The 25,779-nt window shown below is 66.4% G+C and carries 15 protein-coding genes and 1 pseudogene; 13 read left to right on the top strand and 3 right to left on the bottom strand.

The features are described 5' to 3' along the window. Positions 1–1,133: 1,133 nt before the first annotated feature. Positions 1,134–1,679, bottom strand: coding sequence for a hypothetical protein (locus E5083_RS30060; RefSeq protein ID WP_135788832.1), 546 nt, complete (start codon positions 1,677–1,679; stop codon positions 1,134–1,136). 610 nt (positions 1,680–2,289) lie between these two features. Between E5083_RS30060 and E5083_RS31565 the strand changes: the two are divergent. From E5083_RS31565 to E5083_RS31400, 7 genes and pseudogenes are all read left to right on the top strand, one after another. After that, positions 2,290–2,397, top strand: a pseudogene (locus E5083_RS31565) (IS5/IS1182 family transposase); the annotation flags it as partial. Positions 2,398–2,972: 575 nt separating this feature from the next. Beyond that, positions 2,973–3,875, top strand: a complete 903-nt coding sequence (locus tag E5083_RS30050; protein ID WP_135788831.1) for a glycerophosphodiester phosphodiesterase — start codon at positions 2,973–2,975, stop codon at positions 3,873–3,875. 732 nt (positions 3,876–4,607) lie between these two features. Next, positions 4,608–8,882, top strand: coding sequence for a LamG domain-containing protein (locus tag E5083_RS30045; protein ID WP_167513673.1), 4,275 nt, complete (start codon positions 4,608–4,610; stop codon positions 8,880–8,882). A gap of 174 nt (positions 8,883–9,056) precedes the next feature. Continuing rightward, a complete protein-coding gene (locus E5083_RS30040) occupies positions 9,057–15,863 on the top strand; it encodes a polymorphic toxin-type HINT domain-containing protein (protein ID WP_135788829.1) in 6,807 nt (2,268 codons plus the stop codon). Next, the gene (locus E5083_RS30035; protein ID WP_135788828.1) at positions 15,850–16,314 is read left to right on the top strand and encodes a hypothetical protein; all 465 of its coding nucleotides are present in this window, start codon (positions 15,850–15,852) and stop codon (positions 16,312–16,314) included. Before E5083_RS30040 ends, E5083_RS30035 begins: the two co-directional genes overlap by 14 nt. A gap of 1,409 nt (positions 16,315–17,723) precedes the next feature. Beyond that, a complete protein-coding gene (locus E5083_RS30030) occupies positions 17,724–18,047 on the top strand; it encodes a hypothetical protein (RefSeq protein WP_135788827.1) in 324 nt (107 codons plus the stop codon). A gap of 515 nt (positions 18,048–18,562) precedes the next feature. Then, positions 18,563–18,709, top strand: a complete 147-nt coding sequence (locus tag E5083_RS31400; protein WP_167513672.1) for a hypothetical protein — start codon at positions 18,563–18,565, stop codon at positions 18,707–18,709. Between the two features lie 7 nt (positions 18,710–18,716). On the opposite strand, the gene E5083_RS30025 is transcribed toward E5083_RS31400, so the two are convergent. Further along, positions 18,717–19,067 (bottom strand): hypothetical protein, encoded by a 351-nt coding sequence (locus tag E5083_RS30025; protein WP_135788826.1) that lies wholly within the window; start codon positions 19,065–19,067, stop codon positions 18,717–18,719. Beyond that, entirely contained in the window at positions 19,067–19,834 is a 768-nt protein-coding gene (locus tag E5083_RS30020; RefSeq protein ID WP_135788825.1) for a hypothetical protein, read from the bottom strand. Before E5083_RS30020 ends, E5083_RS30025 begins: the two co-directional genes overlap by 1 nt. 356 nt (positions 19,835–20,190) lie before the next feature. On the opposite strand from E5083_RS30020, the gene E5083_RS30015 reads away from it, so the two are divergent. The 6 genes from E5083_RS30015 to E5083_RS29995 all read left to right on the top strand — a co-directional run bounded on the left by E5083_RS30015 (position 20,191) and on the right by E5083_RS29995 (position 25,160). After that, complete coding sequence (locus E5083_RS30015; RefSeq protein ID WP_135788824.1) at positions 20,191–21,000, top strand: hypothetical protein; 810 nt, start codon at positions 20,191–20,193, stop codon at positions 20,998–21,000. A gap of 69 nt (positions 21,001–21,069) precedes the next feature. After that, positions 21,070–21,417: a hypothetical protein gene (locus tag E5083_RS31925; RefSeq protein ID WP_244317698.1), complete on the top strand. Its 348-nt coding sequence runs from the start codon at positions 21,070–21,072 to the stop codon at positions 21,415–21,417. 41 nt (positions 21,418–21,458) lie between these two features. Then, positions 21,459–21,809, top strand: coding sequence for a hypothetical protein (locus E5083_RS31920; RefSeq protein ID WP_244317697.1), 351 nt, complete (start codon positions 21,459–21,461; stop codon positions 21,807–21,809). Between the two features lie 1,059 nt (positions 21,810–22,868). Further along, a complete protein-coding gene (locus E5083_RS30005) occupies positions 22,869–24,020 on the top strand; it encodes a YecA family protein (protein WP_135788823.1) in 1,152 nt (383 codons plus the stop codon). 353 nt (positions 24,021–24,373) lie between these two features. Beyond that, entirely contained in the window at positions 24,374–24,574 is a 201-nt protein-coding gene (locus E5083_RS30000; protein WP_135788822.1) for a hypothetical protein, read from the top strand. 94 nt (positions 24,575–24,668) lie between these two features. Continuing rightward, a complete protein-coding gene (locus E5083_RS29995) occupies positions 24,669–25,160 on the top strand; it encodes a hypothetical protein (protein WP_135788821.1) in 492 nt (163 codons plus the stop codon). Positions 25,161–25,779 lie beyond the last annotated feature (619 nt).

The following is a 25,779-nucleotide window of genomic DNA, read 5'->3' as shown; positions in this document are numbered from 1 at the left end:
CCCAGGCTGGACCTGCACCACCCGGCGCGGCATCCGCGACATCCGGCCACGCACGAGCAACCCTCAAGCCTCTGTCAGCGGAACCGCCGTAACGACAGCACCGTGCCCTCTATCGTGATTACAGAAGGTGAAGGGGGCGGCGGTGCGCGATACCAGGCTGGTGCAGACGGCAGTCATCGGCGATGAGGACTCCGATGTCCCGTCGTGCTGCCGTCCGAGGTGATCGAGTTCGACGCCTTCCGTCATGCCCACGAGCGGGGACCTTGTGGTGCGGTGTGCTCCTGGGCTGCTGCGGCGCCCAGCTGGCGACAAAGCTATACGTCGATCGCCAGTGTCACTTCCAGCCCTTTCCGCAGCCGAACGGCATGCCGAACACCTGCCGTGGGCGATTCCTGCGCGGACCACCTGTATGTGAAGTCAGCGGTGTCCCGGTCGCTGCCGGATCACGGCCGCGCCGCACGCTTCGTCTTCCCACTGCCGAGCGGTTCCCTGGTCGATATGGATCTGAGGACGGCACCTCCTTGTGCCTCCATATGGACGCTTCAGTCAGGCTCGACCAGGACGACTCCGGGTGGACGGTGGTTCTTGGTCCCGGCGTTGTGCCCGACCCGGACAGAACTTCCGTACCGTCCGCAACAGCGCCAGCCTCATCGAGCAGTCCGTCACCAAGTGGCAGCAGGTCACCCGCACCCTCACCGAGCAGCCTCAGGGCCCCAACTACGACCTGACCCGCTACCGGCGCGTCCTGGGTGTGGGGTGTGCCTGCCCCACACCCCTTACACCCCACTGGGCGATGCCACGCAGATCATCGACACCCGCCCGGGCGGACGGACCCTGCACAGGGCCTGCAGTTACAGCGAACTGGCCGCGTGGCTGAACGCCGCAGCCGCCGAGTGAAGCGTCCACCTGCAGCACAGCCGGCCCGGCGCGGCAGGAGCACGGTTGCCCGCAGTCACAGCCGGGTCCGCGGGCATCCGCAGACCACACACCCCCCCACCGGGGCAAGCCCCAGCCCGCATGCGACGGCGCAGACCACCGGGGCGCGGCGGCCGTGCGGCGGGCCATCGTCCGGGGCGGGGCCGCCACACAGGACTCCTGCCACGACGACCTGGATCCCGCACCAGAGCCTTTGATCACCAGTCGAGGTCGTCGAACAGGCTCCGGCGGGCAGGCGCGTCCTTCTCGCCGGCTGTCCGTACGTTCACTGTGGCGGCGGCGCCGCGGTCCCAGTTCTCGTCGGAGGCACTGGGCGGAAGGCCCTGGCGGCCTTCATGGTAGAGGTCCGATGCGTAGTCGAACTCGCCTGCTGCCTCGTCGTCCTCGCGCTCCTCAAAGGCCCGGCGATACCAGAACAGAGCATCCTCTACCGGATCGTCGTCATCGCCGGTCGCACCAGCCAACCAGCCGCCGAGCAACTCATCGCGGCGGGCGAAGAGTTCGCCACGCACGTGGGCGAACAAGCGGTCGCGGTCCTCGCCGGTGAGGAGGAGGTGCCACGCCTTCTTCTGCCAGTCCTCGTCTTCGATCCAGGAGGCATCGGGGGCGGAGACGGCCAGCTTCATCATGCGAGAGATGGCCTGCTGCCGTGCCTCTTCGGGCAGCAGGCCCGCTTGGTGCAGCCGCGCCAGCACCGGCGGGCGGGGGTCGTAGCAGGTGGGAGAGCCGAACTGCAGGAGCATGTCCAAGAGCTGCGGATCCGCACAGACGTATGCGCGCAGGAAGCCCTGGCCGCTGTTCTTCCCCAGGTAGGCCAGGACACTCTGCTCCCGGTCATAGCGCTGCTGCCACGACTCGAAGCACCCGGACGCTGACGCAGCGCGGCCAGCCGTTGAGCCGTCGCCTGATAGAGCGGGGGAGGGATGCGCAGCAGGGTGCCCCGACGCTGCCTGCTGCTCGCCTCGAGACAGTCCGTGCGCGACAGCAGGACCTGATCGCTCCTGCCCATGAGGACCACGGGCAGGAGGTGGGGCTGCGTGGTCAGCCAGGAGGCGAAACCTTCCCGCAGCGTGGGGTGGTGGAACGTTCAGTACGCCTGCCCGTCGACCGAGGTGTTCAGACGCAAGAAGGTGCCGCTCAGCGCGAGCAGAGCCCTGCCGACGCCACCGGGAGTGGACCCGGCGTGGAGCTGGGCGTTTTCGCATACCTGTCATGGGGGCGTGGGCTTCTCGACGGCCTGTATGACGTGCAGGCTGCCGCGGCGAGATGTACCGATTGGTCATGTGTCCCCTCAGGACCTGCCAACGCCACCAACCGCTAGGAGCAGTTGTGACTCGTAGCGGGCTATTCGCGCAGTGGCGCGGCCTGGTCATGCGAACGGACAAGCTCGCGCTCGTCGCCTACGAAGGCGCACTCCACCTTGCAGCCATCCTGATCTGGACGCGACTACGGAAAGTCTGACTCAGGACCGGGAGGAAGCATCGACCGCCTTCGCTCGGCAGTCCGAGCACGTCCCGGACCTCTTCGCGACGAACAGATGCCGATAGACCGTCACCTGGCGCCGAGGGATGCCGCAGAACGTCTCGCTCTCTACCAAGGCGTGCTCCCGAGCTGGGACACCTGTCTCCCTGCATGCAGCGAAGCGTGTCGGAGCAAGCCCGAACGTGAATCTGAAAGATCGGAGGCAGTGACCAAGCTGCGGCATGGCCACCACCCTCGCACGTGGTCCGATCAAGCAGAGGTCAAAGAGACAGGACCTAGTGGGCGGCAAGGGACGTGGTCCGCGGGCCGTCGTTGGACCAGGCGTTGTTATATCCGTCCCCGGGCAAGGGCAAGCCCGCTCCTTCGACGCGGCCGCATCTGCGGGCCTGACCTTGGGGCCGAGTAGGACGGCGTTGCCGCTCACGGCGTGACCGATGGTCCCGGCCGCCCGCAGGTGACTCGGCGGGTGGTGGGTAGTCTCTCCTCTTCCTGGCACTACCGGCCGTCCCGACCACGCCGTGCAAGTCTGTGCCGTCGCCCCATGAGGAGAGTGGATGTTCGCGCGCGTTGTCCTGTGCGTGGCAGGACTGGGCCTGAGCCTGGTCGCGGTGCTGCTGGTGACGTCCACGGAGACGGACGCGACGAGCCGCGAGGGTGTGGTGACTGTGGCTCACAGGGCCGGCAGCCGCGCGGCCCCGGAGAACACCCTGGCCGCGGTGGACACGGCGCGGGCACAGGGAATCGACTGGCTGGAGAACGATGTCCAGCGCACCAAAGACGGCACGCTGGTGGTCATCCACGACAAGACTCTGACCCGCACCACCGATGTCGAGGAGAAGTTCCCGAAGCGTGCGCCGTGGAAAGTCGGGGACTTCACCTGGGCGGAGATATCCACGCTGGACGCCGGCGGCTGGAAGGGCCAGCAGTGGGCGGGGGAGAAGATACCGACCCTTCAGCAGTATATGCGCCGCGTCGACAGCAACGGCCAGAAGCTGGTACTCGAGATCAAGTGGCCGGAGATCTATCCGCAGCTCGCCGAGGACACAGTGAGGGAACTCGGCCGGCTGGGCTGGCTCAAGGGCGACCGAGTGACCGACCGACTGGTCATTCAGGCTTTCGACACCGGCACCCTGCGGACCGTACGCGCCAAGGCCCCCCAGGCACGCACTGCCCTGCTGTCGCGTGAACCGACGGTGAAGGACCTGGCGGTGTACGCGAAGGTGGCCGACAAGATCAACATGAAGTACCTGAAGGTGAGCCCTCGGTACTTCAAGGCGGCCCATGCCTTGAAGGGCCCGCACGGGCAGCGGCTGAAGGTCTTCCTCTGGACGGTGGACGACCCCGAGAGCGCGGTCGAGTTCGCCCGCGGTGGCGCCGACGGGTTCATCAGCAACCGCCCCGATCGCTTGCAGCGGGCTCTGACCGCCGCGGGCTACACCGACGGCACCGCGCACTAAGCCCCTGACCATCACGCCCTCAGCGGCCTTAACGGCCCATTGCGGCTCCGGCGTCCAGGCGCCCGACAGCCAAGGCGCTGACTTCCCCTGCTTTCCAAGCAACAGGGAAGGATGCCGCGACATGCGGCGCCGGATTGCGCGCCGTGCAAAGCCAGGCGGCGTCTGAGATACAGCCGATGTTTCCGCCCGTCTCGGACCGTCGATTCGTAGGCTGGACTCACGCGTTCGGTACGCCGGATTCTCCCTGCTGCCGTCATGGGCGCGCAGTGCATGCCCTCGCAGCACTCCCTGTCAGAAGCACGGGTGGCACTGGTCTGGGCGGCCCAGGAGGTGTTTCGCGGTGAAAGGCCGAGGGGGCTGTGCACGTGTAAAGAGCGGGACGGCGCGCCAGAAGTGCTGATGGGAAGTCTGCTTTGGATATCGCTGTCGCATCTCGATGGCCGGGGATGCGCGGGTCAAATCCATCCTCGCAGTGGAGGGTTTGCCATCCGGGAAGCTCGAGGAAAATGTATGAGACGGCGGTGATCTTTCTCACAAGGTGAGTGCGGTTGTGTAGATCAGGAAAAGGTCTGTTTTGCCGTCATTAACTTCCTGTAGACGCCACTTCACCCGCTGTTTATCTTTCCCTGGCCGTGACGTCTGTTCGGTCGCGGCGGTGAAGGGGAGGGGAACGCCATGCGGCAGCTACGGTCGTACGGAGTGAGACGTCAGGGGAAGGGTTCTTCCTGGCACGTGGGAGGGCTGGCCGCGGCGCTGATGGCCGGTCTTCTGGCGCTGCCCGCCACCGCTGCTGTGCCGTCCGCCGCGGCGCCTTCCTCATCCGCCGCGAAGCCGGCGGCCAAGAGCGCGCCAACTGAGGCGGCCGCCACGACGCTGGCCGCGGACACCGGCAAGAACGTGGAGATCACCTCACTGCGGGATGAGTCCAGCGAGACCTTCGCGACCCCGTCCGGCGACCGCGAGGTCGTGCAGCATCTGCGGCCCGTGCGGGCCCGGGTGGGTGGGGCGTGGAAGGCGATCGACAACACCCTTGAGGTGCGCAGCGACGGCAGCGTAGGCCCGACGGTTGCCTCGGTCGGGATGAGCTTCTCCGGCGGCGGTGCCAATACACCGCTGGTGCGCCTTGACCAGCTCGGTCGCACGCTGTCGTTCTCCTGGCCCGAGCCGTTGCCCAAGCCGGTCCTGAGTGGCGACACGGCCACCTATCCGGACGTCCTGCCCGGGGTCGATCTGACCCTGCGGGCGGACACCACGGGCTTCCACGAGCTTCTCGTGGTGCGCTCGGCCGAGGCGGCGAAGAACCCGGCCCTGGCTCAGCTCACTCTCGGGATGCAGACCGACGGCCTGGATGTGCGTGAGTCCGCCGGTGGTGGCTTCGAAGCGCTCGACGAGAAGGCGGGCGGTGTGGTGTTCGCGGCACCCGAGCCGATCATGTGGGACTCCACCGGCTCGGCTGCGGCGACCGGGATGCGCGCGGCCACTGTGGCCACCGCAGCCGACGATGCGGCCCAAGGCCCAGGTGACGCCTCCCAACTGGCGCCGATCGACCTTCAAATACCGGCAGATGGCGAGCACCTGCAGCTGACCCCGGATCAGCAGATGCTCACCGACGAGAAAACCACCTGGCCGGTGTACATCGACCCGCACACCGACACGCCCAAGGCCGGGGACTGGACGATGGTCTCCCGCTACTGGCACGACGCACCGCAATACCGGTTCAACGGCGAATCCAACGAGGGGTTGGGCCTGTGTGAGTGGGACTACTGCGCCCCGTATGACCTGAAGCGCCTGTTCTACAAATTGCCCACTGCCAAGTTCGCCGGGAAGACGATCCTGTCTGCCGAGTTCATTGCGAAGGAGGTCTGGTCCGCTTCGTGTGACGGCCGGGCCGTGGAGCTGTGGCGCACCAAGTCCATGGGCCCGACCAGCACCTGGGACAACACGCAGGACGACTGGCTGGACTATCTGACCTACCGGGACGTGGCCTACGGCGGTGACGGCTGCTCGGGGCCGGCTGATGTGGAGTTCAACGCGCTCGACGCGGTGAAGTACGCCGCTTCCCACGGCGATGACTACACCACCTTCGGGCTGAAGGCGAAGCACGAGGATGACAAGTACGGCTGGAAGAGGTTCACCGACGACGCCTATCTGCGGGTGACCTACAACCTGCCGCCGCAGCAGATCAAGACCTCGCAGATGTCAATGAGCCACGGCGGTGACTGTGACACTGACGCTGACAAGGACTACGTGCGCTCCCGCCCGTCGGTAACCATCAACGGCGTCACCGACCCGGATGGCGACCGGGTCAGGGTGCGGGTCCGCGCCTACTGGGATGCCGGCGACGGGCAGGGCTGGAAGGCCCGCTGGACCTCTGCGCTCACCACGGACAAGTCCAGCCCATCGCCTTTTACCCTCGCCCTGACCAGTTCGGTACCGACGGGCAAGAAGGTGGCCTGGGCAGCCCAGTCCTATGACGGAGCCGCGTACTCGCCGTGGTCCTGGTACAACGAGCACGCCTGCTACTTCTGGATCGACAACTCCGTCCCGGCCGGGCCGGCCATCACCTCCGGCGACTACCCACCCTCCGACACAGAAGACCCCAACGACCCGTGGTACGACGGGGTGGGCCGGCACGGCAACTTCACCTTCGGCCCCTCCTCCACCGATGTCGCCTACTACTGCTACGGCACCAACGGTGACCCGGACTGCAGCGCCCCCGACCACAAGGTGCCGACCACCAACGGCGCCGCGCAGACCGTGCGCATCGCCCCCACCAAGCCGGGACTGAATTTCATCACGGTCCAGGCATGGGACGCCGCTGGAAATCCGAGTAAGAAGACGGAAGAGACCACCTACCGCTACCGGGCCAAAGCCGGCCAGCCGGCCCGTGCCCAATGGAAGCTGGACGAGCCGGCCGGGGCTACCCAGACAACCGGCACGGCCGGCGACCGGCAGCTCGCCATACATGACCAGCCCACCCTGGGCAGCCCCGGCGCGATCGGCGCCGCGACCACCTTCGACGGGGTGGACGACTACCTGGAGTCCGACATCCCCGTGGTGGACACCTCGCAGAGCTTCTCGGTGGCGGCCTGGGCGAAGCTTTCGGCGATGCCGAATGACGCGGCTATCATCGCCGCGCAGCCCGGCAACTCTTCGCCCGGCTTCGAGCTGTACTACTCGAAGTCCCTCGACCGGTGGGCGTTCAACCAGTACTCGGCTGATACCGCGAGTGCCAGCCCGGTAAGGGCGATGCAGGCTGCGGCCGGCGGGGTCAAGACCGGTGAGTGGGTGCACCTGGTAGGTCTGTACAACGGCGACACCGATGTGCTGCAGCTGTATGTGAACGGGACGTTGGCCGGTTCCACCAGCTATGCCACGCCGTGGGATGCCCGCCGAGGTCTGATAGTGGGCGCGGGGTCCGCCTCGGGCGCGCCCAAGGCGTTCTTCCCCGGCAGTGTCGACGAGGTGCGGATTTTCGACAAGCCGCTCGCCCAGTCCGAGATCACGGCCCTGTACCACAAGCAGCCGATCGGCTCCGGCCGATCGGCCCGGGCGGTGTTCCAACTGGATGAGGGCCCCACCGACGACCAGGGCGCACCGCGCACCACTGTCACCGGACGCGCGGACGTCTTCCCGGCGGTTTACCAGGGCGGCCCGCAGACCGGCCTGACCAGCCCGGACGGTAACGCGGCAAAGTTTGACGGCGTCAACGACTATGCCAGCGCCACATCGCCGTACATCAACACCATGCGTAACTTCAGCGTAAGCGCCTGGGTGAAGCTGACGGCCCGGCCCACCACCGCGGCCATCGCCGTGACCCAGCCCGGCGCCCACCGATCCGGTTTCGAGCTGTACTACTCGCCCATTTACGGCTGGTCGTTCAACAACTACCTCACCGACACCACCGACAGCATCCTGGTACGCGCCGCGCAGCGCACCGCCGCCGATCCCGCGCTTGATCCCAACGTGGCACCGGTGGGGCAGTGGACCCATCTGACCGGTGTCTATTCCAAGGACGCAGGCCGTATCCGGCTGTACCTCAACGGCCAGTACGCAGGCGGTGCAGACCACACCATCACCTGGTACGCCTCCGGCCCGCTGCAACTGGGCGCCGCCCGCTATGACGGCACACCTACCGCGTTCTTCCCCGGACAGATCGACGACGTACAGGTCTTCGACCGAATGCTGTCCACCCAAGAGATCTCTGAGATGTACAAGCAGCACGCCAAGGTCGAGGGCCGCTGGAAGCTCAATGCCGCCTCCGGCTCCCCCATCACCTCGGCCGACGACGTTCCGGCTGACCAGGGCCCGCATCCGCTGACTCTGGGCTCCGGCGCCACCGTCACCACCACCGACAAGGCCATCGGCGCCGGCTCGCTGCTGCTGAACGGCACCAGCACCGGCTACGCCAGCACCGCCGCTTCGCCGACGGCCACCAACACCAGTTTCACCGCCGCCACCTGGGTCTCCACCGCCAGCCCGCCGCAGAAGACGGTGACGGTGATGAGCCAGGCCGGAACGAACACCAACGGGTTCGCCGTGCGCTACATACCCAACCCACCGGACGAAACCGGATTGTCGATGAGCGGGCGGTTCGTGCTGGATGTCGCGGAGACCGACAGCACCACAGCGACCCATCACACCGCGGAATCCACCATCGTCCCCGGCGGCTGGACCCACCTAGGGGTGGTCTATGACGCCTTCGAAGCGCAGCTGCGGCTGTACGTCAACGGCGAACTGAAACAGGCACTATGCCCGGACGTCGACGACGACGAGCATCCGGACGATCCGACCTGCACCGATGTCGTCGCATGGAGTGAGAGCAGCCCGCCCTTCGACGCCACCAAGGGCCTGCAACTGGGCCGGGCCAAAACCGGCGCCACCACCTGGGGCGAATACTGGCCCGGCGCCCTCGACGACGTGTGGGTCTTCGACGGCGTGCTGCGCGACACCCAGATCGCCGCACTCAACGGACTGCAAGAGCTGCCGACCATACCCGGACCGTGACCAACCGGTCGGGAAGCCACAGCGACGGCGGCAGCCGTTCACCGCAGCCTCCCGACCCACTCAACCACACCACAGAAGCGACGCTGACTTCCGGCTCGCAGGGCCCAGCCCTCACCAAGGGCTGGGCCCTGCACGAGCCGTTCATACCGAGCGATGCAAAGGGGAACAGGGCAGATGGGCACCAAGGGGTGGGGCAGAGTCCGAAGCCGGACCGCACTGGTGGTCTCCACCGTGCTGGTCGGCACCCTGCTGCAAGGCACGTTGACCAGCACGGTCGCGCAAGCCGACGACCTGCCAAAGGTCCCGGCGTCAGAGAAGCCCGTAGCCGGGCACCACGTGGCGATGAAGCCACGCAAGCGCGACGGCCAACCCCGCACCCCTAGACAGACGCCCAAACACGCCTGGCCCAAGCCAGCCACCGCCACCCTCACCGTGCCCACCGCGGCGGCCCCGAAGAACCGCCCCTCCACCGCGGAGGGGATTCCGCTCACCCTCACCGCCCCAGCGGCCACAGGCAACAAACGCAAGCAGACCAAATTCGCCGGCAAGACCACAGTACGGTTGCTCGATCACGCCGCATCCGCAAAGGCCGGCATCGACGGCCCACTGTTCGCCCTCACTCCGCAAGACGGTGCCACCAGCGGCACGGTAGACGTGCACGTCAACTACTCCGCCTTCTCCCAGACCTTCGGCGGTGGCTACGAGCGCCGACTCACCCTCGTCCAGCTCCCGCACTGCGCGCTGACCACCCCCAGCGACCGCGAATGCACCACCCCGCACCGGCTGACCACCCACAACGATCCCAAAACCCACACGCTCCGTGCCGACGGCGTGAACCTCCTCGCCACCGACACCACCAGCAAAGGGATCGCCCAGCCGATGGTGCTCGCGGTCACCGCCGGCACCTCCAGCGACAAAGGCGACTACACCGCCAGCCAGCTGTCCCCATCCGCCGCTTGGAACACCAGCCTCAACACCGGCGACTTCGCCTGGTCCTACGGCATGCCCACACCGAGCGTGCCGGGCGGCTTCGAACCAAAGGTGAGGCTGTCGTACTCCTCCGGCTCCGTGGACGGCCGGACCGCCAACACCAACAACCAGTCCTCCTGGGCCGGCGACGGCTTCGAGCTCTGGTCCGGATACATCGAGCGCAGCTACAAGCCGTGCACGGATGACGACGTCACCAACGCCGACGGCAAGAAGCCGGGCGACCTGTGCTGGGCGTACGACAACGCCACCATCTCCTTCAACGGACACGCTGCGGAACTCATCCCCACCAGCACCGCCGACACTTTCAAGATCAAGGGTGACGACGGCACCCTGGTCAAGCGGATCTACGGCACCCTCACCAGCAATCCCCGCGGTAACGGCGCCCACAACGACGAGTACTGGCGGGTCACCACCACCGACGGTAGCCGCTACTACTTCGGCTACCACAAGCTGACCGGCTGGGCCTCAGGCAACGAAACCACCGACTCCACCTGGACCGTGCCCGTCTACGGCGACGATACGGGCGAACCGTGCCACGGGGCCACCTTCGAGGAGTCGTGGTGCCAGCAGGGCTGGCGGTGGAACCTCGACCTCGCCATCGACGTGCACGGCAACGCCATCACCTACTACTACGACAAGGAAACGAACAACTACGTCCGCAACCTCAAGCCGGCCGACGAAACCCCCTACACCCGCGGCGGAACCCTAGACCGGATCGAATACGGGCTCCCGTCCACCTCCATATACGCCTCCCAGCCCCTGGCCAAGGTGGACTTCACCTCTCAGGAGCGTTGCCTGCCGCAGACCGGCGTCACCTGCGATCCGTCCACGATCGATGACAAGGCCTTCTACTGGTACGACACGCCCTGGGACCTCAACTGCAAGAGCGGCACGGATTGCACCACGGGCACACCTTCGTTCTGGACCCGGCTTCGGCTCACCGGCATCACGACACAAGTCCGCAAGGCCGACGGCACATACGCGCCGGTCGATGAGTGGAAGCTGGACCACCGCTGGGGCATGTCGGACACGGACTACCAGCTGCTACTGGACTACCTGCAGCACACCGGCAAGTCCACCACCCCGGCGATCACCCTGCCGAAGGTCACCTTCGACTACACCCAGCGCCCCAACCGGCCCGACGTCACCGGCGACGATCTCGCACCGTTCATCAAGGAACGCCTGTCCAACATTCAGGACGAAGCGGGCGGGCAGATCGACGTGAGTTATTCCGCCACCGCCTGTGATCCAGCCAACCCGCCCATCCCGCAGGGCAACACCAGCCGCTGCTTCCCGGTCTACGCACCCAAGCCCGGCCACACCGATCCGCAACTGCAGTGGTTCAACAAGTACGTCGTCGACGCGGTCGCGCAGACCGACCGCACCCGCTCCGGCGCCCCCGACATGGTCACCCGCTACACCTACCTGGACGGCGCGGCCTGGCACTTCGACGACAACGACGGACTGACCAAGGAGAAGTACAAAACCTGGTCGACCTACCGCGGCTACGGGCACGTCCGGGTGCAGACCGGCGGCCAGGACCCGGTAGGGATGAAATCGCAGACCGACCACTACTTCCTGCGTGGCATGGACGGCGACAAGGGCGCGACCGCCCCCGTCGAGATCACCAATGACGACGGCACCACGATCACCGACCATGACTCGGCAGCCGGTTACGAATACAAAACAGAGCAGTACTCGGGCCCGGGCGGCAAGGTACTGGCCAAAACCATCAACAACCCCTGGCACTACGAGACGGCTAAACGGGTGCGGTCCTGGGGCACCACCACCGCCAACCTCACCGGCACCACCAACACCTGGACCTGGACCTCCCTGGACGACGGTGCGGGCAGCAGCTGGCGCAAGACCTACACCTCCTACGCGCACGAGACCAAGGCCGGCCGCATCACGCTCATGCACGAGGCGGGCGACACGGCGACCAGCGCGGACAACCAGTGCACCCGCACCACCTACGTGGACAACACCAGCACCTGGATCCTGACCAGCCCCTCCCGCGTCGAGACCGCCTTGGGTACCTGCCAGACCACCCCGGACCGGTCCAAGGACGTCATCGCCGACACCCGCACCGCCTATGACGGACAGGACTACGGCACTGCCCCGACCAAGGGCGATGCCACCCGCACCGCGACGTTGAAGTCACATGACGGCACCACCGCCACCTATCTCGAGTCCGGCGCCACCTTCGACACCTACGGCCGCCAGCTGACCGCCACGGACATCACCGCCACTGTCACCGCCACCGAGACCACCGCCCCGGTGAGATCGGCGCGCACCGACGGCCGCACCACCACCACCGCCTACACACCGGCCACAGGGCTGCTCACCTCGGCGAAGGTGACCAGCCCCCCGGCTACCGCCGGCAGCACCGCAACCGCGCAGTCCGTCACCACGTACTACGACACGCTGCGCGGTCTGCCGACCATCTCTCTCGACCCCAACACCAAACGCACTGACACGACCTACGATGCGCTGGGCCGCAAGCTGAAGATCTGGCTCCCGGACCGATCCAAGGCCAACAACGACCTGCCGAACTACGAATTCACCTACACCACGGTCGAGGGCAAGCCGGTCGCGATCGGCACCAAGACCCTCAAGAGCGCCTCAGCGCAGCAGACCTCCTACCAACTGCTCGACGGATTCCTGCGCCCGCGCCAGATCCAGACCCCGGGCCCGAATGGCGGCATGGTCGTCTCCGACACGTTGTACGACGAGCGCGGCCTGGCCGCGAAGACCTTCGCCCCCTACTACAACAGCGCCGCCCCCGGCACGGACTTCCTCACCCTGGACAACGCGCTGGAGGTCGAGACCCAGACCTGGAACACCTACGACGGCCTGGGCCGCATGACCAAGTCCCAGCAGATCGCCGGCAACAGCGACAACGCTGACGTCCTCGCCACCACCCTCACGAACTACGACGGCGACCGGGTAACCATCACGCCGCCCAAGGGCGCCACCCCCACCACCACATTGCTGGACGTCCGCGGCCGCCCCACGGAGCTGTGGCAGTACCCCAACGCCACGCCGACCGGCACCCCCGACAAAACCCTTTACGCCTACCTGTCCATCACCGGCCCCAACCCGAACGGTGCACTGGCCAAGCTCACGGACCCGGCCGGCAACACCTGGACCTACACATACGACCAGCGCGGCAACCAGATCGAGGCAAACGACCCCGACAAGGGCAAGACCACCATCGCGTACGACGACCGCAACCTGGCCACCTCCACCACCGAGGTCGAGCGTAAAAAGACCACCGCCACCGTCTACGACAACCTCGGCCGGGTCATGGAAACCCGGGAAGGCAGTGCCACCGGCCCCCTGCTGACAAAGAACGTATGGGACCCGACCGGCTACCGGGGCCAACTCGCCTCGGCTACCCGGTACGAGGGCACGGACGCGTACACCACCAGCTACAGCATGTACGACGCGCTGTACCGGCCCAACCGCACCACCATCACCATCCCGGCCACCACAGCCAACGGTGCCCTGGCCGACACCTACGACAACACCGTCCGCTACAACGCCAACGGCACCGTCCAATCCATCGGCTACCCAGCCGCCGGCGCCCTCACCGCCGAGACGATCACACCCACCTACGACGAAGTACTACGGCCCAAGACCCTGGTCGGCTCCGGCGCCGTCAACTACGTAACAGACACCGCCTACAGCCTGACCGGCAAACCACTGCAATACACGCTGCAGAACGGGGCCAAATTCACTCAGGTCACCAACTCCTACGAGTGGGGCACCCAGCGACTGTCCACCTCACGAGTGGACCGCCAGGACGTGCCCGGAGTGGACAAGTCGGCCACCTACGCCTACGACGAGGCCGGCAACATCCACGCCATCACCGACGTCTCCCGCGACGGCACCGACAGCCAATGCTTCCAGTACGACTACCTCGACCGCCTGACCGAAGCGTGGGCCCAGAACACATCCACGTGCGCGACCACCCCCAGCGCCAGTGCGCTGGGCGGCCCCGCCCCGTACTGGTACAGCTACGGCTACGACAAGACCGGCAATCGAAAAAGCCAGACCCTGCACAACACGGCCGGCGACACCTCCAAGGACGAAAAGCGCGACTACGCCTATCCGACCGCAGGCAGCGCCAGACCGCACGCCCTGAGCCAAGTCACCTCCACCGGCCCCAACGGCACCTCCATCAACAGCTACACCTACGACGAAGCCGGCAACAACGACACCCGCACCATCAACGGGGACAAGCAAACCCTCACCTGGAGCGCCGACAACCACCTACTGACGCACATCCAGCCGGACGCCAGCGGCGGCACCAAAACCACCTCCTACGTCTATGACGCCAACGGAAACCGCCTGATCCGCCGCACCCCCACCGCCACCACCCTCTACCTCGGCGGCACCGAGATCACCCTGCCCAAGGGCTCCACCACCCCCACCGCCCAGCGCTACTACGACCTGGGCGGCGGCAACCAGGCCATCCGCACCAACGACAACAAGGTCTCCTTCCTGATCGGCGACCAACACGGCACCTCCGAGCTCGCCATCAACGCCGCCGACCTGACCATGCAACAGCGCCGCACCACCCCCTTCGGCGGATACCGAGGTACACAGCCCACCAACTGGCCAGGCGAAAAAACCTTCGTCGGCGGCACCCAAGACCCCACCGGCCTCATTCACCTCGGCGCCCGCGAATACGACCCCACCACCTCTCGCTTTCTCTCCGTCGACCCCATCATCGACCCCAGCGACCCCCAGCAGCTCAACGCCTACGCCTACGCCAACAACAACCCCGTCACCATGAGTGACCCCAATGGCCTAAAGCCGGAAAGTCTGTGCGGCAAGGAGGGCCACTGCGGCGACACAAGAGAAACATTCACCCAGGACGACGAAGGAAAGTGGACGCCTCACTCGCGGACGGCCCACATGGGAGCTCCCCGCGATGACGGCTCGACGGTCGTCACATACACAGTCGCAGATGGTGACAGTAGAGTTACATGGAAGACAACTATAGGAAGTGGGGGCGAAGAACGTCTGGGAGTCCTCCCCGAAGGACCGGACCGAAGAATAACGGCGCTGAAGGATACATTTAAGGCGCTAGTCTTCGACTACGATCTGGCTGGCCAATGCGCGCACGACGTGACGTGGGACTGCGCATGGCTGGCCGCAGACATACCATTCTTCAAACTCGCCAAAGCCGCAAAGCTCGGCAAGCTGGGCAAGGAAGCGAAAGTCACTGAAGGCATCCTCTCTGCCTGCACCAAATGCTTCCTCGCCGGCACCGATGTACTCATGTCCAACGGCAAGACAAAGGACATCGAAGACGTCAAGGTCGGTGACAAGGTACTGGCCACCGACCCCAAGACCGGCAAATCGGCCGCGAAAAAAGTAACCCGACTCATCGTCACCGACGGCGACAAACACTTCAACGAACTGTCCATAGCGGCCAAGGACGGCATCGACAAGCTCACCGCCACCTACGAACACCCCTTCTGGTCCCCGTCGCAACACGACTGGGTCCAGGCCGGCAGCCTCAAGCCCGGCATGACCCTGCGCACCGACAAGGGCGACACGGTGATCATCACCGCCAACCGCCCTTACGCCCAGCACGCCCGTACCTACAACCTCACGGTCGAGGGCCTGCACACGTACTATGTGCTCGCTGGTCGGACGCCAGTTCTCGTTCACAACAGTAGTTGCCCCGAGGTCGACGAAATATCTGAGAATATTTCGAAGCATGCTCTCGATTCGGCGAAGCGTCCCGACGGGGACGGCACCCACTTCGTAAGAGGTGTCGATGACGGAGCCCTCTCTTACTACGTCGATGGCGTGATCAATGGGAATGTTCCCAACGTCGAGACTAGATATCTTCAGAATGGTCGAGTCGGCTACTGGGACCCCGATAAGCGATCCGTCGTCATCGAAGATGGTGACGGTGGAACGGTATTCACTCCCAAGGGTGGGAAGGATTGGTTTGACAATGTTCTCCGATGAACAGGGCGATCGAGGCGCCAGGCCGCCAGCTTCCGTCATCGTCCTCAGTGTCGACCAGTTCGAAGTGATCTTCCAAGTCACGCATCAGCTGCCCAATTTCCAGGAGTCCCGCCTCATGGAGCTTGGGTGCACGGCGGCCGACCGGCAAACCCTGATTGACGCGCTTCGCGAGATTGATGCTCGCGTGGCTGGAGCTTCGCGAGTCTGCATCTGGCTTCGTGACGATGAGGCGGAAAGCACCGTCGAGGTTCAAATTTCCTCAGGCGAGGTGAATGATGCAGGCGCTCCGAGCACAGAGGTCATAGCGACCCTTCCGTTGCGAATCGGTAGGCGCTGGTATGCGCTCGCGCAGCTAGTTGTTTCCTCTTTGGGGTCCCGGGAATTGTTCCTGCGGACGGGGTATGGGGCTGACGAGGTCCGGGCGGCGGTGGTGGGACTTGATTTGGATTAGCTCGCTGTACGGAAATCGGCTGAAGCGGATTCGGTAGCAAATCTCATCAGGACGCTGACGAGAGCTGACCGCCTGTCTGGCGAACACGCTCAAGCGCCGAAGAAGCCCCGCCAGAGTCGACTTCTGGTGGGGCTTCTCGGGCTCGTGACGGCAGTAGTTGACGGCAACGTCAGCGGACGGGCGCTGCGCAGAGCGGTGGGTCGTCGCTGTCCCCGGGGTTGCGGAGGGTGCATCCGAGGAGGTCGATAGCGTCGCGCTTGTCACCTACCTGCCTAGTTGCAATATTAGAAAGCCTCTGAAATGGGGTGTGGCAGATCAAGGTGTAGCAACAGGGAGGTGCTGTGACCTGCAGTTATGTGACTTCCTCCGACTTGATCATGCTTTTGACCTGGGGTGCATTAGTTCAAATGGGAAGTGTTGCAACTTCACTGGTAAGTCCTTTGAGGTGAGGGGTATTGGCATGATCAGGTCTGAAGTCCTCTGGGGTTGGAGGTATCGCCGAGCTGTGTGTCGTGGCGGCAGTGTCTGGCAGCGTGCCCGTTTCTCCGTTCTGGCGCAGCGTGTCGAGCTTCGGCTCCTGCTGGTTGACCTGTGGCAGCGAACCTGGACCCATTGCCATCACAGTTGGATCGAACGCCCTTCGTGCCCACGAAGTTGGGGTCCAGCAACGCGGGGCCCACATGCCGCCACGGGATGATCTTGAGGAACCGGCAGTGCGACTCGGCGGCGTCCCGGGGGCTGTCGATCTTCTATGTAGTTACGACATGAGAACGCTGCTGACCTGCTGTGCTTAGAGTTCAGAGATGATGTTGTGACCTTGACTGGTATGACATCTGAACTGCTGTGGTTCTTCGCTTGAGTATCAGATATGACCGGCGGCGTAGTTGATCTTCAGGTTGTGGGCGCCCCCTGCCCTCGTCGTCCCGTCTCCCGTGTTACGGCGTGGAGCGGGCGCGCTCTCGACGGATGTGCCCAGGCGCGCGCCCGTCGCATCCTTGGGGAGCACCGCAGGCTCCTTCGTGTCGGTGAGCGGTGCGCCCAGCCACGCCGCGAGGTCCAGCAGCCCCCGAACTCGTCCTGCGTGACGACATGGACCTTGCCGCCCGCCCGTACGTCTGTACGAGAACCCGTTCTTCGTACGTCGGCTATCCGCTCGGCCGGCCGGGTCCGCCGCACCCCGTACTGGTCCTGATGCGGAACCCGTCACTCTCGTGCCATGAAAGCCCCTTGCCTCGCGCGGCCACACGTCCGTCAGACCTCATAGCACACGGCCCGCCTTGCCATGCCTGCCGCGCGACGCGTTCCGGACAGCATCAGACCCGCCCTCAGCCCGGCCGGCGGCAATCGGCACGCCGCAGTCGTCAACTCGCCTCTCTGGCAAGTGATTCGCGATTCGCGATAAATAAATCATGCAGCATGCGGAGGAGTTGCGGCGCCTGTCGGCAGGAGTCTTTGGCAACCGCTACCGGGCCGAACTGATCGCCGCCCTGGCGGACGCCGGTGAGAGCGGTGTCTGCCTGGGGGATCTGGCCATGGCCCGGCAGGTGCCGGCGAGTGTCTACCTGCCGCCGGTTCACACCCTGATCAGACTCGGTCTGGTCCAGCGGGTTCCGCCCGCGCCGGGGGAGCGGCGGCGTTTTTACCGACGCTGGGGCAGTGCCCAGGCCTGGCAGTCACTGGCCGCCACCGTGGCCCGGCTCAAAGAGCACCCGGCACCGTCCGGAGCGGCCTAGCGCGCACCGGTCAGCAACCACGGCAAACAGAGTCGAAGGGGGCTGGCATGGCGGCGCCGACAGCAGGAGCACGGGTCTTCGTCCGGCACGCCTCGGCCCCCATGGTCGGTCCAGGCGCGCAGCTGGCCGAGACGACCATTGAGGGCAGCCGGAACACCCTCGTCTTCTACCGGCGCGATCACCCCGAGTGCGAGCGGCGCCGCACCCAGGGGCAGCAGAGCTCGGCATCGCAGACCTCACGGTCCTCTCGACCTCCCCGCCGACCTTCCGGTCCGGCTGGACTCACTGCCCACCCGGCTGCGCGAGCAGATTCCCGCCCTGCCCCGGGGCGCCGTGACCTTCACTGGCGACCATGTCTGCCGGCGGGCGGTACGCCCGCTGACCGTGGACCTGGTCATTGTCCGCGCCCGCGGCACCCACTGGGAAAAAGCCTGGCCCGCGCCAGCCGCTTCAAGCCGTTCGCCCGCCGCGCGCTGCTCGTCGACCCGCCCGCCCAAGTGCGCGACGACCTGCTAATGCGCGCCGCCTACCTGGGCATCGGCGTCCTGGAGCCGACCGCCGAGGGCCTTGCCTGGGCGCTGGCGCCCGAACCGTACCGGCCCCGCAGTCATACCCCCGTCGCCCGGTACTTCACCGAGCAGCTCCACGCCCGCCTGCCCTGACGCCCGGTCAGCCGGCGTGCCGTGCAGCTGCCCGGCGCGCGGGCAGCTCCGCCCACGCGGACAGGTCCGGGGAGACGGTGAACCCGGGGAGCTGCTGGATTTGGGCATTCCACAGCGCCGAGTTGTCCAGTGCCTGCCGGCATTGCTGCTGCCACCACGCCGGGCGGTCGGCGGTGTCGAGTGTGGGCAGCTGCCGCGCCCACTCCATCAGCGAGGACGCGTTGTGCCCGGCGGCCGGGATCTGCTGCGCCATGCTGGTGAACCGGTCCAGGGGCTCGCCCTGGCACTCCTCGCACGAGCAGGCCGGGGCCTCGCCGTCGAACCGCTTGGCCAGGGTGAGCCCGAGGAAGAAATCCATCAGCTCCGGGAACAGGACGGCCGGGCTGCCCGGGCCGCCGCCCGATGCCGCTTGCGCCGGCTCCGGCGGCACGGTGTGGCGCATGCTGGCGTCGGCGTCGAATGCGGTGAAGCCCGCCCCCGCGCCAGACCTCCGAAGGCGCCAAGGCCTGTGCGCAGCACCCCCACGCCCGGCACCAGTTCCAGCAGCCGCGCCAGCCCCGCCGCGCCGCCGCGCGCGTCCGGCCGGCCACCGACCAGGACCGCCTTCGGCCCCTCAACCTGGTGCAGCACCTCGGCGAGATACTCCACCGGTCCCGGATGCAGCCAGCTGGCGTCGATGGGCGCCGTGAACACCACCTGCGGATCGTCCAGACGCGTCACCCGTGCCGCTGCCGCCTGCAGCGCGGCGGTGTCCCCGGCGTGCAGGTACCCGGTCGGTGTCAACGCGAGGTCGGCGAACGCGAGGTGCGCCAGCATCAGATGCTCCAGCGGATCCCCGAACAGCGGCGCAGGCCCGTTGTCCAGGCTCGGGAAGGACGCTTCCGCGCTGGCGGCGGCTACGCGATAGCACCCCTCGTCGACCAGCAGTGCGGCATCGAAGCCGCCTTCCCGCAGCTGGCTGGCCTTGGCCAGCGCTCCGTCCCCGGTCAGTACCAGGCCGCTTGAGGACGTATCGACCCGGCCGCGGTAGCGCGCCGCGCGCCGATAGCCGAACTGCAAGAGCACCCGGTCCGCCACGGCTGCGGGAACCTTGCCGCTGAGAGGACTCGGCGTGCTTGCCGTCATGTCGCCTCCACGCAGGCCGGGCAAGGCGCAAACGCAAAGGCGCAGGGCATGCTGCAGCAGCCCCGAGTGCGAGCCCGGACACACCAGTCACAGTCCCAACACCCAACTCTGGGCACACTAACAGCACTTACCTTCCGCGAAGGGCTGTTCCGGGCAACCGCTGTTGGCCGGGCGGCCGGGCCGAGGGGAAGCAGCCACCGCCGCTGTACCCCGTCACCGTGCAGGGCGGACGAAGGCGTGAGAAGGAGGAATCCAAAATGCTGGCCTTGGGCCTCGCGGCTGAAGCCGGGATGGGCCCGCCGCCTGGATTCCCATTTCCCGGTGGGATGTCAGCGCCTGCTTCTAGTCTCTGAGCCATGACATCAGCGGGGCCCAAACGGCCGATCACTGAACTGCCGGGCGACCCCGCCCGCCTCCACCTCCACTACGGCCACGGCCACCCCGCGGTGCCCTACGACTTTGAGGACACGCTGGAATCCTGGTACGTCACCGTCACCTACGGGCTGACGGGCGATGAGGAGTGGGACGACGAAGAGGACGGGGAAAGCCACGCTTTCGCCCCGGGTACCGAGGTGGGGCACCTCATCCTGTGGAGGCTGCGCGACTACACGGGCGACAACCGGTGGGAGGCTGCGGACGCCGAGTCCGGCGATCTCGAGGTCATAGCCTCCGCGGTCCTTGGCCGATCCGGACGCGACGGTTACAGCGCTGCGTTCGAGAAGGCGGTCACCCAGCCCGTCGGCGATCTGCTGCTGCTCGATCGCGTCAGCCTGGACAGGGCCTGGAGGGGGTTCGGGCTGGGTCCTGTCCTGGCAGCCGAGGCGATCCGCCGCCTTTCCGGGGGCTGTTGTGCGGTCGCGGTGTACCCCGCCATGGGCGAGTACCCCGAAGACCGTGAACAGGTCAGCGAGGTCTACCGCCGGCAGGCGAAGAAGAAAATTGCCGCCCTGTGGCAGAGCATCGGCTTCCAGCCGTTCCGTCGTGGCGTCTGGCTCCTGGACACCGCCCTGCGCCAACCAGAAGAACTCCTCCGGGCTCGCCGTGCTGAACTGCACGCGCTCAGCGCAGCCTTCCAGCGGTCCGGCCCGTTGGAGAGCAACCCGGCCGACGGCATAGCTGTCGCAGAGGATGGCATCCAGGCGTCGACGAGTCCCGGCCTGGGCTGACGTTCGGCAGCGCTGTGGCGCGCGGCTGTACAGGAACACCGAGAGCGAACCGAGGAGGAGCGGAGAGCCATGGGGGAGAGGCAGCCTGAGGGCGACGACATCCAGGATGCGCTGGACTGGGCACGGCAGCGCCTTGAGGAGATGGGCGTCTTCAAGGCGCAGGACGGACTGCGGTGGGCGGCGGCTCACGGGCTCGTCCTGTCCGTGTGGCGCAACGGCCCCATCGAGGACGCTCACGCTTCCCGGCCGACCAGCCGGCGCAAGACGCTGCACGACGGGACGATGTTCGCCCGCAACAGCTGGCTCACCCGGCAGGCGTTCGACGTCCTGGGCTCCGACGACCCGTTCCGTCTCTACGCACTGGAGGACCTGATCCTGGACCGAGGCATGTCTGGCCGGGATGCGGGGGAACCCTGACGGACTTCGGCTGGGGATTCCTTGGAGAGATCAAGAAACAGGTGAAACAGCGTATCGACATGTTCCGGCATTTCGAAAAGCGTCTGCCGCCAGACGACTTCCTCCTCTTCGCCGGCTCTCCCCGTATCGGGACTCACGACGACCATTACGGTATGCCGAAATGGCCTGCCTGCGTCGAAGCGGCGATGCGCCGGCTGCGTGGCGAGGACGAGGAGTTCCTGCACGCATGGGGTGATTTGATGACCCGCATCGGCCCCGCTCCCACTCCTGTCACCGCGGACCTCGAGGAAACCCAGAAACTGCTGCTGGGAGCCCCGTGGGAATTGGGCGCCGACAACCTGGACTGGTTCGCCTGGAACCCAATCCTGGAACCGCCGGGCACGACACCCTAGGCGCAGGCGCGACAGCAGGCGCCACAACCGTGCACGCCCCTTCGACGGTTGGTGGACCCGCGCAGCCTTGGACTCGGATGTGGTCCATGACGATCTCCCGCGGGCGATCGGCTGGCTGCAGGTCCGCCGCCGTACCCATCGGCATCGTGCTCACTGGCGAGTCCGCTTTTGCCGCTGGGCAGCTCCTCAGCTTCGTAGGGGCGGCGGGCTCATAGAGGATCCGCCTCTCTGTGCCAGCCCCGGCGGGGACAGGTTCACGCACACCCTGGCGCACCGTCGAAGTTCAGCCACCGTCGCTGGCGCCCCAACCTGACAGTCTGCGGTGAAGTGTCAGCTGGCATCGTCATTGAGTGTCAGTGGTGCAGACTCAGTGACCTGGTGGTTGGCACTGACGGGTGGTGCTCACCTGGTACTGACATGGATGACGAAAGATCAGGTCATTCTCATACTGACCGCTACGAGTGCGGAGTTTGCGCTGGTCAGAGACACAAGACCCATGCCGTTGCGTGGGGATTGCGGGGAGGTGTCGCTGGCTGTCGGTGGTTCCTGATGGTGCACGCCGCCAGGGACAGTGATGCAGGGGCGAAGGCACTGGGATCCAGGAAAGCCCGCACACTGGAGCGGCATGCCCTCCAGGGCTCACCTGTCCCTGAAGGCCTATCTAGGCCACTCCCACGGGCTTGCCTCGTCATCTTTGTCCGGCGTCGGCGAGCATCGCGGCACACTGCTGCCCCTTTGCGGCTCGAGTCGGTGCGGCCGCCGTCCCCGTCGGCCATCGTTGGGACGGCCAGACTTGAGGCCGGCGCCAGGTGCGCCGCGTCCGTCGGGTGAGAGCGGACCGGGCGCACTGGGGTTGGCCAGCCATCCGACGGTTCTTTGGCCCGTCAACTGCGTTCGTTCTGCCACGAATCAACGACGCTCGCTCGCAGCGCCATGACGCAGGAAACGAATGGTTCGCCACGCTCGGCATCCGGTCATTGACCAGCGATACTGCCTCGGGAGTACATCAGTACTCTGGGCGCGTGACGTCCCGCCAATGGCGCGTGCAGTGGGGGATGTGTGAGCTTCGAGGAACAAGTCGTTCGGGCTCTGGGCAGGGACCGGGCCGACCGTGTTCAGGCGGCAGCCCGGCTGTTGACGACGCTGGCCGACGACGATGCCCAAAGCACGCAGGCCGTGGTCCACATCAATGTGCCGCTGCGCGCCCACAATGCCCATGACGCGACAGCCGAGCTCGCCGACCTGCTAAACACGGCCGCACCCGAGGAAACCTGGAGGTTCGTCACCGTCTCCCATCCCGACGGCACGTGGTCGGGCAAGGCGAGCCTGTTCGTGCAGGACACCACCGCGCTCGGCTCACGGGACTGGATTGCCCATTTCGCCCTGTCCGACCTGCACATGAGGATGGCGGCCTGGCGGCTGACCCAGCTGTGGCGTGCCGCCGAACTGGCCGAGCAGACCGTGGAAGCCCTTGGCCGCTGGCGGCTGCTCGTCGCAGCCGCATGCTCCCGCTCCCTGCTGGAGGGCGCGGCCGCCCTCATCCACGAAACAACCCTCCTCCATGAGGCATGGGACACGTTTAAGAAAGTCGGCCCGCCCACCACCGACTCCCTCACCCGGTTCAGCGCCGACCTCAACAACCGCCTGGCAAAACTCCAGTACGCCTCACGCGTCGGACAAAGCGCCGGCCGGCCTCCCGTGCTCCAGAGCACCAACGTGATGACCTACATCAACAAACTCGCCAAGAACACCACCACCGTCGACGTGCTCGACCTGTACGAATGGCTGTGCGACGCAGTCCACCCCAGCTTCGGCTCCGCCACCACCCACACCGTGCTGCGGGCCTCGGACCGGCCCAAAACCCATGCCATCGAGCACTACGCACGCCGCCCTCTGAAGAGCCTAGCCGCCTCCGGCTACGTCATGCAGCCGACCGTCGCCCACGCAGCCGCCGACGCCCTCGTCCTGGCCGCCGATGTGGTCCACCGCAGTCTTTCGCTCGTGAAGTGGACCATGGACGACATCGGCCTGACGGCAGAGATCCACGGCCTCAACCGCCTCTCCTACGCCGGCGGCAGCGACCAGCCACCCCAGCGCAATGACACATGCCCGTGTGGCAGCGGCCGCAAGTACAAGCGATGCGTGCACCGGTGGGGTCAACCGAGCACCCCGCCCTCACCGGCCGCTGAACCACCGGAAGCCAGGCCGTAGCGCCAGCCTCCGTCCTCCGGCCGGATCCGCTCCCTGCCGGGCCTTCTCGGCGTCGGTCGGCCCGCCGCCTCGCGCGTTTCCTGCTGACCAGGGCTGCCGGCAACGCCCCGCGGCGTTCAGGCGAACATCCCGACATCACCCAGCCAAGTTCGGCGGCGGGCTCCATCGAGGCGGGCGACCGCCCGAGGGACCAGGAGCTCAGATGCTGCGTGGGCACCCTCCCGGTGGACAGGGGGACCGGTGCCGCAGCGGACCCCGGCCTCTCGACCTGCATATCTTGCCGATGGCAAGGGTTAGGGGTACGGTGCGCCCGATATCTCTTGACTTTGGAAAGGGTTGGAGGTGGAATCGGAATGACGGACCGGATGGGCGCGCTCCTCGCGGCTCTTGACACCCAGGGTTTCAAGAGCCGGCAGACCGGCAGCGGTATGTGGATGTTTTCCCGGGGCGGCACCATGATCACGTACTACCGCACGCCGGAGACTCCGGGCGAGTGGCTGGACCTGATCAAGCTGCTGAACGGCGCGGGGCTGGCCTTCCCGCCGGGAGACTAGCCAGGCGGAAGCGGGGGCCAGAAGGCCGGGCCCCCGCCCTCCTGCTCATCCGCAAGCGCCACACGATCCCACCCCACAGGCAAAGGAGAAGGACATGGAACAGGAGTGGAGGGCATCGGTCACCGCTGATGCCGTCGGCGCCTTGGAGGAGGAGCAGTATGAGGAACTACACCGGCGAATCCCCGGCGGTGTCCGCTTCGAGGAGGGGCGTCGGCAGCTCTTCTTGATGTGGAGGCTGGCGGCACCTGACCTGGTGACCGCGACACAGGCGGCACTAGCGGCGGTCAACCGGGCTTTGGAGGCCGCGCTCGGTGCGGTTCCCGTCCTGACGGACCTGCGCGTGGTCACCGGGGGACAGGCCGATGCCGAACGCGATCACCCGAGGGAACAGGAGTTGATGGGATACCGGGAAGCAGCCCAGACACTAGAAGTGTCGCGGCAGAGGGTGGCCCAATTGGACGGCAGCCATCCGGACTTCCCCCGCCCCATCGGGCGTATCGGTGCGGGGCCAGTGTTTACGGCCGAGTCCATCAGGTCCTTTGCCCTGCGTTGGGATCGCAGCCCAGGCCGACGCCGGGCTGCCTAGGGCCTGTCCTCGGCGAGTGTCCGTTCTGCTGGCCTGGGGCCTTCCCTGGCCAGCAGAACGAGCACCAACGCAACCAGAGGCGGCGGTCTTGCGCAGCCATGCTGGTTGCCCGTGAGGCCCATGCCGGCATGCCGCCGCATTGAGTGCGCCCTCCTTCGGGAGAACGGAGCCCGCAAGCTGTGGCGGGATTGAAGTCCAGTGCTGTCGGGACTGGCGCGGCTCGGCTTCTCCGCCGGTGCGGCAGCCACCATGCTCAGGGCACCTCGATATCCGCGCCTGGGCATGGGCTCGCCCAGAGTGCATGGGGACGTTGCCGAAACGGACGGATTCGGGGAGGGCACGGATAGGCCACCGACGGGTCTGAGGAAGCACAGGATTCCCGGGCTTTTGGGGCTTCAGCGGGCTGGGTTCCGCCGTTGGTGGGCGTACGGCCGAGCGAGTGCCTGCTCGACGATGCGGCTGATGTCTCCTCCGACTTCTCTGCCCCGCTTCAGTAGTTTGCCTCCAGCAGCCGAATTCCAGCCTGTCGCGCTGCAGCGGCCCGGGCGTCTGACGGAGCGGTCTGCCGAATCGGCGGATGAGCCGGCGCCAGCCAGGGTACGGTGTTGTCCAGTCAGGC

The sequence above is a fragment of the Streptomyces bauhiniae genome (genome assembly GCF_004784475.1).
Taxonomy (GTDB): domain Bacteria; phylum Actinomycetota; class Actinomycetes; order Streptomycetales; family Streptomycetaceae; genus Streptomyces; species Streptomyces seoulensis.
Note: the sequence above shows the minus strand (reverse complement) of the source record. Positions and strands in the feature narration are given on the sequence as shown.